Here is an 11,983-nt window from a genome sequence, read left to right on the forward strand (position 1 = left end):
GTTACCATGGGCGGTCTGCCCGACGCAGGCACCACGGCCGGGTGACATCTTTTACGATGCGAAAATCATGTTATGCATCGATCATGCAAATCGGCATTGTCTTCTTCAAGAAGAGCACGCAATATGCGGGTTATGCAAAAACGCAACGTATCTACCGTATTAAGAGCATTGCTCGATCAGCACGGGATCTCCCCCACGGAGCTTCACCGTCGAACCGGCGTGCCTCAATCCACGCTCTCGCGCATCCTCAGCGGGAAGATCGTCGATCCTTCGGATAAACATATTTCGAAGATCGCCGAGTATTTCTCCTTGAGCACCGACCAGTTGCGTGGCCGCGCGGACGTCTCGTCTGCCGCTAATGCCGGGCGGGCTCCCGTGCATTCGGAACTCAAGGATATAAGTCTGTGGGATGACGATACCCCTGTCGATGACGACGAGGTGTCGGTCCCCTTTCTTCGCGAGGTTGAATTGGCCGCGGGATCAGGAAGATTCGTCATCGAAGAAAGCGAGCGCTCCAGCCTGCGCTTTGGCAAGCGAAGCCTGCGCCATAACGGTGTGCAGTTCGACCAGGCAAAGTGCGTGACAGTGCGGGGCAACAGCATGTTGCCGGTGCTGCGCGACGGAGCCACGGTCGGGGTCAATGCCGGCAAGTGCGGCATTGGCGATATCGTTGACGGCGACCTTTATGCAATCAATCACAACGGCCAATTGCGGGTGAAGCAGTTGTATCGCCTGCCGACCGGGATTCGCTTGCGCAGCTTCAACCGTGACGAACATCCGGATGAAGATTACAGCTTTCAGGAAATCCAGGAGGAGCCAATTGTTATCCTCGGACATGTTTTCTGGTGGGGGATGTACGCCCGCTAACCCTCATCCGCTCAGATAAAACCCGCTTCCCGAGCGGGTTTTTTTTCGTGTGCCGAAAGCTTTGGGTGTTCTTTTGTATGCGTCTGTGCATTGACTGGTTATGCATCAATGCATAATCTTGTGCCTGTCCATTCAAGAACACGGTGTGATCGTTCACCCAAGGAGGCATGAAATGACCGCTGAGCAATATGCGTTACTGGACATGCCTCTGTGGCTGGTCATCAGCCTGCCAATACTCGGTGGCGTTACCGGTGAAATGTGGCGTGCCGACAAAGAGGGCGTTCGTGGCTGGCCCCTTGTCCGGCGCCTGGGCCTGCGGTCTGGATCCAGCATGATCTGTGGTGCTTCGGTCATCATGCTGCTGCACGCCGCCGATGTTTCAATCTGGGCTGCTTGTGCGGGTGGTTGCCTGGCGGCGATGGCCGGGACAGACGTTGTTCTAGGGTTGTATGAGCGTTGGGTGGCCAAGCGTATGGGGGGCGGTCATGTTCCGTCTGGTGACGTTGACGATTGATTCTCCGACAGTCCCTTTCCAGAGCCTTTGATTCCTTACATATTGATCGCTCCTGTCGCTTGCAAGTGCGGTCTGCTCGTGTACGTTTAACCTCATCCCGCCCGATCAGGAGATGACCGTGAACGAAATCACCCAGCTTGCCGCCGAACTCGGCAGACGCCTGCAGGTTCTCAATGCCCACGTCACTACGGCGGAGTCCTGCACCGGCGGAGGCATCGCCGAGGCAATCACCCGTATCCCCGGGAGTTCGGCCTGGTTCGAGGCCGGTTATGTCACCTACTCCAACCGGCAGAAAACCCTGCAACTGGATGTCCCGGTGGAGTTGTTCACCACCGTGGGCGCGGTCAGCCGCGAGGTGGTCGAGGCCATGGTCCGGGGGGCGCAGAAAAAAAATAGCGCGTATTTCTCCGTGGCGGTCAGTGGCATCGCCGGACCGGATGGTGGAACGGCGAACAAGCCTGTTGGTACGGTTTGGTTGGCCTGGGGCATTGGAGACCAGGTGTTCTGTGAGCGGCAGCACTTCCCGGGTAATCGCGACGACGTCCGCCGACAAACGGTGAAGGCCGCGCTAGAGGGGCTGTTGCGGTATGCCGCGGCAGAAATCTCAAATCAGGGGTAGGCGATCCGGAAACGCTGTGGAATAATACTGGCTACTTATACAGGTGTTGGCCGTCAGGCCTTATTGATTACGTGAGGACTTTAATGGACGACAACAAGAAGAAAGCCTTGGCTGCGGCCCTGGGTCAGATCGAACGTCAATTCGGCAAGGGTGCCGTAATGCGTATGGGCGATCAGGACCGTCAGGCGATCCCGGCCATCTCCACTGGCTCTCTGGGGCTGGACATCGCTCTCGGCATCGGCGGTCTGCCAAAAGGCCGTATTGTTGAAATCTACGGTCCCGAATCCTCCGGTAAAACCACGCTGACCTTGTCCGTGATCGCCCAGGCTCAAAAAGCCGGCGCGACCTGCGCATTCGTCGACGCCGAGCACGCCCTCGACCCTGAGTACGCCGGCAAGCTGGGCGTCAACGTCGACGACCTGCTGGTTTCCCAGCCGGACACCGGCGAACAGGCCCTGGAAATCACCGACATGCTGGTGCGTTCCAACGCGGTTGACGTGATCATCGTCGACTCCGTAGCCGCCCTGGTGCCAAAGGCTGAAATCGAAGGCGAAATGGGTGACATGCACGTGGGTCTGCAAGCCCGTCTGATGTCCCAGGCGCTACGTAAAATCACCGGTAACATCAAGAACGCCAACTGCCTGGTGATCTTCATCAACCAGATCCGTATGAAAATCGGCGTGATGTTCGGTAGCCCGGAAACCACCACCGGTGGTAACGCACTGAAGTTCTACGCCTCGGTTCGTCTGGACATCCGTCGTACGGGCGCGGTGAAAGAAGGTGATGAGGTCGTCGGTAGCGAAACCCGCGTCAAGGTTGTGAAGAACAAGGTGGCTTCGCCGTTCCGTCAGGCCGAGTTCCAGATTCTTTACGGCAAGGGCATCTACCTCAACGGTGAGATGATCGACCTGGGTGTTCTGCACGGTTTCGTCGAGAAATCCGGTGCCTGGTATGCCTATGAAGGCACCAAGATCGGTCAGGGCAAGGCCAACTCGGCCAAGTTCCTGGCAGACAACCCGGAAGTCGCGGCAAAGCTGGAGAAGCAACTGCGTGACAAGCTGCTGTCGCCTGCATCGGTTGCAGACGCCAAAGCTTCTGCGGTCAAAGAGACCGAAGACGACCTGGCTGACGCTGATATCTGATCGAAGCAATGACCGCCGTACTCGATACACTCGTCGCGGTGCGGCGAACCGCAATGGACCTGCTCGCACGACGCGAGCACGGTCGTGTCGAGCTGACGCGTAAACTGCGTCAGCGCGGCGCCCTCCCTGAAATGATCGAAACGGCACTCGACCGGTTGACGGAAGAGGGGTTGTTGTCTGAAACCCGTTACCTTGAAAGTTTTGTTTCCTACCGTGCTCGTTCCGGTTATGGCCCTTTACGCATTCGTGAAGAGTTGAGTCAACGCGGCCTGCAGCGCACCGATATTGAACTCGCCCTGCGTGAGAGCGGTATCGACTGGCAGGAACAGCTGGCCGATACCTGGCGCCGCAAGTTCTCCGGGCAATTGCCGGCAGACGCCCGGGAGCGAGCCAAACAAGGCAGGTTCCTGGCGTATCGGGGATACTCCATGGAAATGATCAATCGCCTGTTCAGCGGTCGAGGGATGGACGATTGAACTGAAACGGCCCGCTATTTTGATAGCGGGCCGTTTTTTTATGCCTCACGAAACCTTTGACGGCTCCCGGGTGCGTTGTTGTACCTGGGGTTTTGATTGTGCCCAGTTTTCCGGCAGGTTGATGTAGTCCACAAGCTCACGTAGACGGCCATGATTGCGGGCGTTGAAGTTGAAGACCAACCGCGCCAGATGGCTGAATTCGGCTTCGTCGTGTTCCTCGCCGCTGTAGGTGTGCTGATGGAAATGATCGCTAAGGCACAGGTCGGCGAAAGCTTCCTGCATGTGTTCGAGTGCGTGATCGCTGAGTGTGTGATTCATGCGAATCAGGAACTGATGCTTGAGCCAGCGACTGGAGTGGAAGTTGCTGTAGAACTGGTTGATGTGCTCTACCGCTTCTTCGACGTTGTAGACCAGTTTCACCAGCTTCATGTCAGTGGGCAGGATGTAGTGGTTTTCCTCCAGTTGCTGGTGAATGAAGTCCAGTGCGCCTTGCCAGAATTTGCCGCCCGGCGCGTCGAGCAGCACCACGGGCACCAATGGACTCTTGCCGGTCTGGATCAACGTCAGCACTTCCAGCGCCTCATCCAGCGTACCGAAGCCACCCGGGCACAGCACCAGGGCGTCGGCTTCCTTGACGAAGAACAGCTTGCGGGTGAAGAAAAAGTGGAAGGGCAGCAGGTTGGTCGTGCCGTCGACAGTGGGGTTGGCATGCTGCTCGAAGGGCAGGGTGATGTTGAAGCCCAGGCTGTGTGTCAGGCCGGCGCCCTCATGGGCGGCGGCCATGATGCCGCCACCGGCGCCGGTAATGACCATCATCTCCGAGCGCGCCAGAGCGGCGCCGAGTTCCCGGGCCATGGTGTAGAGCGGATGTTCCATGGGGGTGCGGGCCGAGCCGAAAACAGTGACCTTGCGCCGCCCCTTGAATTGTTCGAGCACGCGGAAAGCCTGTTCCAGTTCGCGCAGGGCTTGAAGGGTAATTTTGGCATTCCAGCGGTTGTGGTCTTCCTGGGCCATGCGCAGCACGGTCAGGATCATGTCGCGGTAGATCGGGATGTTCGGACTGTTGGGTGAAATCAGCTTGAGTTGTTCTTCGACCTTGCTGATGAGGTCGTGGCCGCTTTCTTCAAAATGACGGCTCAGGAGGTCATTCGGTTGGTAAGGCATTCAACTTCTCCTTCTGCACAGAACCCTTGGCCCGACAACGTAAGCCGGTGCCACGACACTTCATGTGTCGCTGTCTGCCCAGGCCCATGCCTGGGCGACCTACTTGACCCGAAAGGCATCGGATCATCCAAACAGGCTCTGTTTTCCCTTGAATGAAAAAAGTTCGCACTACACGACAAGCGACGGCCAGCCCCTTTCCAGCCTTGAAGAAGTATAGGTGGATACTCTGAAATCCAGACCTTCACAGTGAGTTGCGCTGCCTTGATCATTGCGCCACAAAGTCTTTCCTGGCAACCGCTTATTGACGATTTGCAAGGGGCTTTCACCGCTCGTCTGAACGCGCGTCGCATGTGCTGCACTCTGATTTACTAAGTTACAGGTGCCACACGACAACTTTGCGTCAATGGCAAGGCGCACGGCACAAGCGATTCAAGGATTTATCACTTAAACATGAGTGAAGTGCAGGGAGGCGGGAAACCATGGCCAGAGTCGTTCTGGAGATCGATACGCAACTGTATCGATTGCTGAAGTCATCAGCCGAGACCCTTCATTTGAGTCTCGAAGAGGAGTGCTGCCGACGTTTGCGCGGTGGCGAGCGTCGTTCACATTACTTGCAGGCGCTACTGGCAGAACTGCGCGCCGAAGATGAACAGCGGCGCGCCAATTCCAGGTGATTACTTTTTCTTCTTGGCCGGTTGCAGGCAATCCGATTCCTGGAAGCTTGCGGAGCCGACCGGGCGATTGGTCTTCACCTCGGTGAAGTCGTAGCGCATGATCGCGCCCTTGGCCATCAGCTTGCGAAACCCTTCGTTTCGGCAGACAGAGGCCCCCAACTGGAAGTACACGGCTTTCGGGTCTGCACGCATCTTGTCGGCGTGGCTGCTCTGCACGCTCAGGTGGTTGATCAGCTGTTTGCCTTCAACGGTGTAGCCTTGATCGAGAATGTCCTCGTTGATCGCTCGAGGAGTGCCGACGCTGCTCTGGCTGGCGACGTTTTGCAGCATTTTGTTCAGTTCCGTGTCTTTCAAGGACGCAGCCTGGGCGTTGAAGGACGACGCCAGCAAAATGGCCGCGGTAGGAACGATAAGGCGCAGCATGAAACTCTCCTGGTTCAGTGATGCGGGGTTGGACCCGTCACGTGGCTGTGCGTTCAGTGGCGGCGAATTATAGGGGAGGCGGGCTGGACGGTACAGGCTTGCGCCGGGCGGTCTGGTAAACTGCTGGCACTTTTTACCCTGTCGAGTGTTTTTCGTGTCGATTTCCCTTCTCTGTGGGCGTTGCCCGCTATGAGTAATACCCCCGCGCGCTTTGCCTTGAATGCCGTAGCCCGCTTGCGCGATCAGCGTGAGGAGGAGGGCATCAAGCCGATTCAGGCCCGGGGCTGGCGCGCGCCGCGCTGCCGCGACTGCCGGGTGATCGAGAGTCACTGCCTGTGCGCTTGGCGTCCGCAGGTCGCTACCCGCTCCGGCGTGTGCCTGATCATGACCAACAAGGAAGTGTTCAAGCCGAGCAACACCGGTTGGTTGATCGCCGACGTGGTACCTGACAACCATGCCTTCATCTGGTCCCGTACCGAGACCGATCCGAAGTTGCTGGCGCTGTTGTCCGACCCGCAATGGCAGCCTTACCTGGTGTTTCCGGGTGAGTACGTCGAACCTGAACGCGTGACAAACACTGTGGACGTCGATGGCACGAAGCGCCCGCTGTTCATTCTGTTGGATGCGACCTGGACCGAAGCGCGCAAGATCTTTCGCAAGAGCCCCTATTTCGACCGACTGCCGATCCTCAGCCTGCTGCCGGAGAAACTCTCTCGTTACCGGTTGCGCCGCTCGACCCGCAGCGAGCATCTGTGCACGGCGGAAGTGGCGGCGCTGTGCCTCGACCTTGCAGGCGATGTCGCAGCGGCATCGGCGCTGGATGCCTACTTCGATGTGTTCAGCCAGCATTACCTCGATGCCAAACACCAGCTGGAGATGAACGTTTCGACCCCGGCGCACGCCGAGTTGATGCCCTATGTTCAGCCGGCCACCCCATTGATGAGCTGATTGTCGCGCATACTGCAATAAAGTGTACCGGCCATGCGGCTTGACCACCCCGGCTTCGCTGGGCATGCTTGGCGCCGATCAGGGTACGGCCGGAATTTTCGACGTCGTTTTTTGCGTTGAACGTGCCTTGTCGGTGCAGCTCCGTGGCTGTGCTTTGAGGTGCTTTGGCGAGGTCCGAATGCATCGGGCGTCCCATGAAAAACAGGATCATTTGAAAAATGGCCACATACGAAATCCTGATTGCCGATGACCACCCACTTTTTCGTAGTGCCTTGCATCAAGCGCTGACCTTGGGCCTTGGCCCGGACGTCCGTCTGGTGGAAGTGGCGAGCATCGCCGAACTGGAAGTGCGCCTGACGGAAAAGTCCGACTGGGATCTGGTGCTGCTGGACCTGAACATGCCAGGGGCCTACGGTTTTTCCGGGCTGGTCCTGCTGCGCGGCCAGTACCCGCAGATTCCGGTGGTCATGGTCTCGGCCCAGGAAGAGCCGACCATCATGGTCAAGTCTCGTGAATTCGGCGCCAGTGGCTTCATTCCCAAATCCAGCGACTTGAGTGTGATCCAGAAAGCCGTGCGTGCGGTCCTCGATGGCGATGTGTTCTGGCCGCCGCAGGCGTTCGAAGCGGTCAGCGTCTCGGATGAGGCCAAGGCGGCCAGCGAAGGGCTTGCCAGTCTGACTCCGCAACAATTTCGGGTGCTGACCATGGTCTGCGAAGGCTTGCTGAACAAGCAGATCGCCTACGAGCTGAGTGTTTCCGAGGCGACTATCAAGGCGCACGTGACCGCGATTTTCCGTAAACTGAATGTGCGGACCCGGACCCAGGCCGCGCTACTCCTGCAACAACTTGAGTCAATTTCCAGCCATTAAAGGCTGGCAAATTCACGCTTTTTTGACTTTGGTTGAACTAGCTTTCCCACTTCTTTTTTGTCAGTTGCCCACTCTATGTCACCTTTCAAAGGCCAGACCGGCCTGAAACGTATTCTCAATGCTTCCGGTTATTCGCTGGACGGCCTGCGCGCAGCCTTCACCGGTGAAGCCGCCTTTCGGCAATTGGTATTGCTCAACGTCATTCTGATTCCTTTGTCGTTCTTCCTGAATGTCAGCCGGGTCGAACAGGCGTTGTTGATCGCGGTATGCCTGCTGGCGTTGATCGTCGAGTTGCTCAACTCGGCGGTGGAAGCGGCCATCGACCGGATTTCCCTTGAGCGGCATCCGCTGTCCAAGAATGCCAAGGACATGGGCAGTGCCGCCCAGTTCGTGGCACTGACCATGATTGCCCTGGTGTGGGCGGTGATCCTGCTTTAAGCGATCGTCGGCAGCACGATCTCGTCGCTGCGCTGAACCCCGGCGGTGAACGCGCGGCACAGATCGAGGAACTCGCGCATCGCCGAGGTCTGATATTTCTGTTTATGCCAGATGAAATAAAACTGTCGCGCCAGATCCAGATCCGGCGTCTCGACAGGCACCAGGCTGCCGCGGCGGAATGCGTCGCGCAAAGCCAGCCTGGAAATGCAGCCAATCCCCAAACCTGATTCCACCGCGCGCTTGATCGCTTCTGTGTGCTCAAGTTCGAGCCGGATGTTTAACGAAGTGCGGTGATGGCGCATGGCTTGATCGAAGGTCAATCGCGTGCCTGACCCCTGTTCTCGCAAGATCCAGGCTTCTTGGCTCAACTCGTCCATGGTGGCCGTGCCGCGCTTGGCCAACGGATGCTGAGGGGCGCAAAACACCACCAGTTCGTCCTCGACCCAACTCTGCACTTCGATGTCAGGGTGACTGCAGTCGCCTTCGATCAGACCCAGATCAATTTCATAGTGGGCCACTTGTTGCACGATATTGGCAGTGTTCTGCACATGCAGTTTCACCTGGCTTTCCGGGTGGCGCTGCATGAAGCTGCCGATCAACAATGTGGCCAGGTAATTGCCGATGGTCAGGGTCGCGCCCACGGCCAGCGAGCCGAAACCGGACTTGCCATTGAGCAGGTCTTCGATTTCCTTGGCCTGGTCCAGCAGCGCCACCGCTTGCGGCAACAGTTGTTTGCCCAGGGCGTTCAGGCTCAACCGTTTGCCGGCACGGTCGAACAACTGGCAGCTGCACTGGCGCTCCAGTTCGGTGATCGAGGTGCTCGCCGCCGATTGCGAGAGGTTGAGCAGGCCCGCGGCACGGGACACACTTTCCTGCTGGGCGACGGCGACGAATACTTGAAGTTGACGGAGAGTAAATCGCATATCTATATAACCGATAACCCTTATCTTAATAATCCATTTAACAGATATTGTCTCTGCCTTTAGAATGCGATGCAATTGCGCAGAGCTGGCTTTTTTGCAGAGCAGGCGCCGAACACGCGCAGACAAATCTCCAGGAGTCCCACGTACATGAGCAACATGAACCACGAGCGTGTCCTCAGTGTTCACCACTGGAACGACACTCTGTTCAGCTTCAAGTGCACCCGTGATCCGGGCCTGCGCTTCGAGAACGGTCAGTTCGTGATGATCGGCCTGCAACAGCCCAACGGCCGCCCGCTTATGCGCGCTTACTCGATTGCCAGCCCGAACTGGGAAGAGCATCTCGAGTTCTTCAGCATCAAGGTGCCTGATGGCCCGCTGACTTCGCAGTTGCAGCATCTGAAGGAAGGCGACGAGATCATCATCAGCAAGAAGCCTACCGGCACGCTGGTACTGGATGACTTGAAGCCTGGCAAACATTTGTACCTGCTCAGCACCGGTACCGGCCTGGCGCCGTTCATGAGCGTCATCCAGGACCCGGAAACCTACGAGCGTTTCGAAAAAGTGATCCTGTGCCACGGCGTGCGCTACGTCAACGAAGTCGCTTACCGCGAGTTCATCACCGAGCACCTGCCGCAGAACGAATTCTTCGGCGACGCGCTGCGTGACAAGTTGATCTACTACCCGACCGTGACCCGCGAGCCGTTCGAGAACGAAGGTCGCCTGACCGACCTGATGCGCAGCGGCAAGCTGTTCAGCGACATCGGTCTGCCACCGATCAACCCGCAGGACGATCGCGCCATGCTGTGCGGCAGCCCGAGCATGCTCGACGAGACCAGCGAAGTGCTGAACAGCTTCGGCCTGAAGGTTTCGCCGCGGATGCGTGAGCCGGGTGATTACCTGATCGAGCGTGCGTTCGTCGAGAAGTAAGCAGCCGCTCAACAGCTCTGCTTTCCCTGTGGGAGCGGGCTTGCTCGCGAAGGCGGTGTGTCAGTCAACTTTAATGTCGACTGACACACCGCCTTCGCGAGCAAGCCCGCTCCCACAGTTGTTTCTGTCGTTCAGCTTATTGCGGGAATGACTTCCAGGACGCGGATCAGCTCCGGTGTCGGGTAATGCCAACGCACATCGACATCCCAGAACTGCGCGCCGTATTCCCGCTCCGGTGCAGGGGTTTGATAGGCCGGGCGAGGATCTTGCGCCAGGCATTGCTCGATCAACTCGACCAAAGGCTCTGCAAGGCGCTGGGCATGCTCGTGAGCCTGTTGCAGCGCTGTGTCCGTCCACTGCACGGGAATCAGTTGCGGCGCAGCGCTGGCAATGCTGTTGGCGGCTGTGTCGATGATGTCGGCGTAGGGCACGTAGGGTTTGATATCGAGAATCGGCGTGCCATCCAGCAAATCAATGCCCGAGATCCACAACCGACCGGCCTCGACCTTGTCCAGTTTCACTACCGACTGCCCGATGCCATTGGGGCGGTGGGTGGCGCGGGTGGCGAACACGCCCATGGATTTGTTGCCGCCGAGGCGAGGAGGGCGGACCTTCAGGCGAGGTTTTTCCTCCAGGGCCTGGTGGAACAGGAACAGCAGCCACACGTGGCTGACCTGCTCCAGACCTTGTACCGCGTCCCCTTGATCGAATGGTGCCACCAGTTCCAGCACCCCACGGGCAGCCGGGGCCAGTTGGGGTTGGCGCGGAATGGCGAACTTCTCCTTGAAGCAGGAGCGCACGAAGCCGATGGGGGAAACGCTGTAGGTCATGGTTTGGGGTCGAGGCGATAGTGGAGGCGGGCATGATAACCCGATCAACCATTGCTTAGGCGGTGCCTGTCAGTCCGTCTTCGCGGGCAAGCCACGCTCCCACAGGTTTTGTATTGGGCACAAATTCTGTGTGCGCTCCAGAACCCTGTGGGAGCGGGCTTGCTCGCGAAGGCCGCGCCGCCGATTTCAGAGACTGAACCCGCCATCCAGCGGAATGATATTCCCGGTCATATAGGCTCCGGCAGTGCTCGCCAGACTGATCGCCAGCGCCGCCATCTCTTCCTCGCGGCCCCAACGCTTCATTGGAATCAGCGCCGTATCCTGCGCCAATGCCTGCTCATCATTACCGATGTGCTGGGTCATCTTGCTCGGAAAACGCCCTGGGGCGATTACGTTGACGTTGATGTGCTGGCTCACCAGTTCGCGCGCCAGAATCCTCGACAGTTGATGCAACGCAGCCTTGCTCGGCCCGTAGGCATACGCCTGCTCGCCGAAGGAGGATATGCCGGCCACCGATCCGATGTTGATGATCCGCGCCGGATTCGCTTCGGAACCGGCCTTGCGCAGCAGTGGCAGGAATTGCTGGATGCAGTTGAACACCGAGGTCACGTTGAGCTGCATGACTTTTTCCCAGCCCTTGATCGGGTAGCTCTCCAGCGGTGCGCCCCAGGTGGTGCCGGCATTGTTCACCAGGATGTCCAGATGGGTGATCTGCTCGCCAAGGCGCGTGGCCAGTTGCAGGACGCCTTCTTCGGTGGCGAGGTTCGCCGCGATGGCGCGGCAGCGGCCAAGTGCACCAAGTTCGTCAGCGGTTTGCAGGCAGGCTTCAACGTCGCGGGCACAGACGTACACGGTGGCGCCCGCCTCGACGTAGGCCTTGGCGATCATCTTGCCGATACCACGGGTGCCGCCGGTCACCAGGGCGGTGCGGCCTTGCAGGGAAAAGTAGGGGTGCATGGCGAATCCTTCAGAACTGAGGTCTTTAAACCCTAGTCGTCAGCCGCCAGAAGCGGAGCCACTATTTTCGAAGGGAATGAGGGGCCATTAGGCCTAATGCCGGTCAGTTAAACGGTAATGCGATTTGTAGCAGCTGCCGAGCCCGCGAGGCTGCGTTCGGCTGCATAGCAGTCGTGAGCCCAGCTGACGCGGCCTGCCTGACGTATCGCAAT

At 58.4% G+C, this 11,983-nt stretch carries 15 protein-coding genes; 10 read left to right on the forward strand and 5 right to left on the reverse strand.

The annotated features are described in order from the left end of the window. The first annotated feature begins 132 nt into the window (after positions 1-132). From PMI34_RS00910 to recX, 5 genes are all read left to right on the forward strand, one after another. Positions 133-867, forward strand: coding sequence for a LexA family transcriptional regulator (locus PMI34_RS00910; RefSeq protein WP_032829941.1), 735 nt, complete (start codon positions 133-135; stop codon positions 865-867). A 172-nt stretch (positions 868-1,039) separates the two neighbouring features. Beyond that, positions 1,040-1,381, forward strand: a complete 342-nt coding sequence (locus tag PMI34_RS00905; RefSeq protein WP_008054080.1) for a phage holin family protein — start codon at positions 1,040-1,042, stop codon at positions 1,379-1,381. A 118-nt stretch (positions 1,382-1,499) separates the two neighbouring features. Continuing rightward, a complete protein-coding gene (locus tag PMI34_RS00900) occupies positions 1,500-2,000 on the forward strand; it encodes a CinA family protein (protein WP_008054081.1) in 501 nt (166 codons plus the stop codon). Between the two features lie 83 nt (positions 2,001-2,083). Further along, positions 2,084-3,142, forward strand: coding sequence for a recombinase RecA (gene recA, locus PMI34_RS00895; RefSeq protein WP_007996915.1), 1,059 nt, complete (start codon positions 2,084-2,086; stop codon positions 3,140-3,142). 8 nt (positions 3,143-3,150) lie between these two features. Further along, on the forward strand, positions 3,151-3,618 hold the full coding sequence (gene recX / locus PMI34_RS00890) for a recombination regulator RecX (protein ID WP_008054083.1): 468 nt from the start codon (positions 3,151-3,153) through the stop codon (positions 3,616-3,618). A gap of 45 nt (positions 3,619-3,663) precedes the next feature. On the opposite strand, the gene PMI34_RS00885 is transcribed toward recX, so the two are convergent. After that, on the reverse strand, positions 3,664-4,782 hold the full coding sequence (locus tag PMI34_RS00885) for a TIGR00730 family Rossman fold protein (protein WP_008054085.1): 1,119 nt from the start codon (positions 4,780-4,782) through the stop codon (positions 3,664-3,666). Positions 4,783-5,261: 479 nt separating this feature from the next. Between PMI34_RS00885 and PMI34_RS00880 the strand changes: the two genes are divergently transcribed. After that, entirely contained in the window at positions 5,262-5,456 is a 195-nt protein-coding gene (locus tag PMI34_RS00880; RefSeq protein ID WP_008054087.1) for a hypothetical protein, read from the forward strand. Here the strand turns inward: PMI34_RS00880 and PMI34_RS00875 are convergent, their stop codons facing one another. Next, entirely contained in the window at positions 5,457-5,879 is a 423-nt protein-coding gene (locus PMI34_RS00875) for a quorum-sensing-regulated virulence factor family protein (protein WP_008054088.1), read from the reverse strand. It lies immediately after the preceding gene. 189 nt (positions 5,880-6,068) lie between these two features. Here PMI34_RS00875 and PMI34_RS00870 point away from each other — a divergent pair, with 189 nt between their 5' ends. The 3 genes from PMI34_RS00870 to PMI34_RS00860 all read left to right on the forward strand — a co-directional run bounded on the left by PMI34_RS00870 (position 6,069) and on the right by PMI34_RS00860 (position 8,134). Next, entirely contained in the window at positions 6,069-6,827 is a 759-nt protein-coding gene (locus PMI34_RS00870) for a tRNA-uridine aminocarboxypropyltransferase (RefSeq protein WP_008054091.1), read from the forward strand. A 218-nt stretch (positions 6,828-7,045) separates the two neighbouring features. Further along, positions 7,046-7,696 (forward strand): response regulator transcription factor ErdR, encoded by a 651-nt coding sequence (gene erdR / locus PMI34_RS00865; RefSeq protein ID WP_008054094.1) that lies wholly within the window; start codon positions 7,046-7,048, stop codon positions 7,694-7,696. Positions 7,697-7,771: 75 nt separating this feature from the next. Next, entirely contained in the window at positions 7,772-8,134 is a 363-nt protein-coding gene (locus PMI34_RS00860; protein ID WP_008054096.1) for a diacylglycerol kinase, read from the forward strand. Here the strand turns inward: PMI34_RS00860 and PMI34_RS00855 are convergent. Next, positions 8,131-9,057 (reverse strand): LysR family transcriptional regulator, encoded by a 927-nt coding sequence (locus PMI34_RS00855; protein ID WP_008054099.1) that lies wholly within the window; start codon positions 9,055-9,057, stop codon positions 8,131-8,133. The two genes, PMI34_RS00860 and PMI34_RS00855, sit on opposite strands and share 4 nt — an antisense overlap. Positions 9,058-9,204: 147 nt before the next feature. On the opposite strand from PMI34_RS00855, the gene fpr reads away from it, so the two are divergent. Then, the gene (gene fpr / locus PMI34_RS00850; RefSeq protein WP_008054100.1) at positions 9,205-9,984 is read left to right on the forward strand and encodes a ferredoxin-NADP reductase; all 780 of its coding nucleotides are present in this window, start codon (positions 9,205-9,207) and stop codon (positions 9,982-9,984) included. A gap of 131 nt (positions 9,985-10,115) precedes the next feature. Here fpr and tsaA read toward each other — a convergent pair whose 3' ends face one another. Then, the gene (gene tsaA, locus PMI34_RS00845; protein WP_008054101.1) at positions 10,116-10,814 is read right to left on the reverse strand and encodes a tRNA (N6-threonylcarbamoyladenosine(37)-N6)-methyltransferase TrmO; all 699 of its coding nucleotides are present in this window, start codon (positions 10,812-10,814) and stop codon (positions 10,116-10,118) included. Between the two features lie 186 nt (positions 10,815-11,000). After that, complete coding sequence (locus tag PMI34_RS00840; protein ID WP_008054102.1) at positions 11,001-11,771, reverse strand: SDR family oxidoreductase; 771 nt, start codon at positions 11,769-11,771, stop codon at positions 11,001-11,003. Between the last annotated feature and the right edge of the window lie 212 nt (positions 11,772-11,983).

The organism is Pseudomonas sp. GM74 (assembly GCF_000282455.1).
Taxonomy (GTDB): domain Bacteria; phylum Pseudomonadota; class Gammaproteobacteria; order Pseudomonadales; family Pseudomonadaceae; genus Aquipseudomonas.

What these genes read in the sequence shown, in the direction of transcription:
- PMI34_RS00910 (WP_032829941.1), top strand. Translation starts at nt 133, where the DNA reads ATGCAAAAACGCAACGTATCTACCGTATTAAGAGCATTGCTCGATCAG.
- PMI34_RS00905 (WP_008054080.1), top strand. Translation starts at nt 1,040, where the DNA reads ATGACCGCTGAGCAATATGCGTTACTGGACATGCCTCTGTGGCTGGTC.
- recA (WP_007996915.1), top strand. Translation starts at nt 2,084, where the DNA reads ATGGACGACAACAAGAAGAAAGCCTTGGCTGCGGCCCTGGGTCAGATC.
- recX (WP_008054083.1), top strand. Translation starts at nt 3,151, where the DNA reads ATGACCGCCGTACTCGATACACTCGTCGCGGTGCGGCGAACCGCAATG.
- PMI34_RS00885 (WP_008054085.1), bottom strand. Translation starts at nt 4,782, where the DNA reads ATGCCTTACCAACCGAATGACCTCCTGAGCCGTCATTTTGAAGAAAGC.
- PMI34_RS00880 (WP_008054087.1), top strand. Translation starts at nt 5,262, where the DNA reads ATGGCCAGAGTCGTTCTGGAGATCGATACGCAACTGTATCGATTGCTG.
- PMI34_RS00875 (WP_008054088.1), bottom strand. Translation starts at nt 5,879, where the DNA reads ATGCTGCGCCTTATCGTTCCTACCGCGGCCATTTTGCTGGCGTCGTCC.
- PMI34_RS00870 (WP_008054091.1), top strand. Translation starts at nt 6,069, where the DNA reads ATGAGTAATACCCCCGCGCGCTTTGCCTTGAATGCCGTAGCCCGCTTG.
- erdR (WP_008054094.1), top strand. Translation starts at nt 7,046, where the DNA reads ATGGCCACATACGAAATCCTGATTGCCGATGACCACCCACTTTTTCGT.
- PMI34_RS00860 (WP_008054096.1), top strand. Translation starts at nt 7,772, where the DNA reads ATGTCACCTTTCAAAGGCCAGACCGGCCTGAAACGTATTCTCAATGCT.
- PMI34_RS00855 (WP_008054099.1), bottom strand. Translation starts at nt 9,057, where the DNA reads ATGCGATTTACTCTCCGTCAACTTCAAGTATTCGTCGCCGTCGCCCAG.
- fpr (WP_008054100.1), top strand. Translation starts at nt 9,205, where the DNA reads ATGAGCAACATGAACCACGAGCGTGTCCTCAGTGTTCACCACTGGAAC.
- tsaA (WP_008054101.1), bottom strand. Translation starts at nt 10,814, where the DNA reads ATGACCTACAGCGTTTCCCCCATCGGCTTCGTGCGCTCCTGCTTCAAG.
- PMI34_RS00840 (WP_008054102.1), bottom strand. Translation starts at nt 11,771, where the DNA reads ATGCACCCCTACTTTTCCCTGCAAGGCCGCACCGCCCTGGTGACCGGC.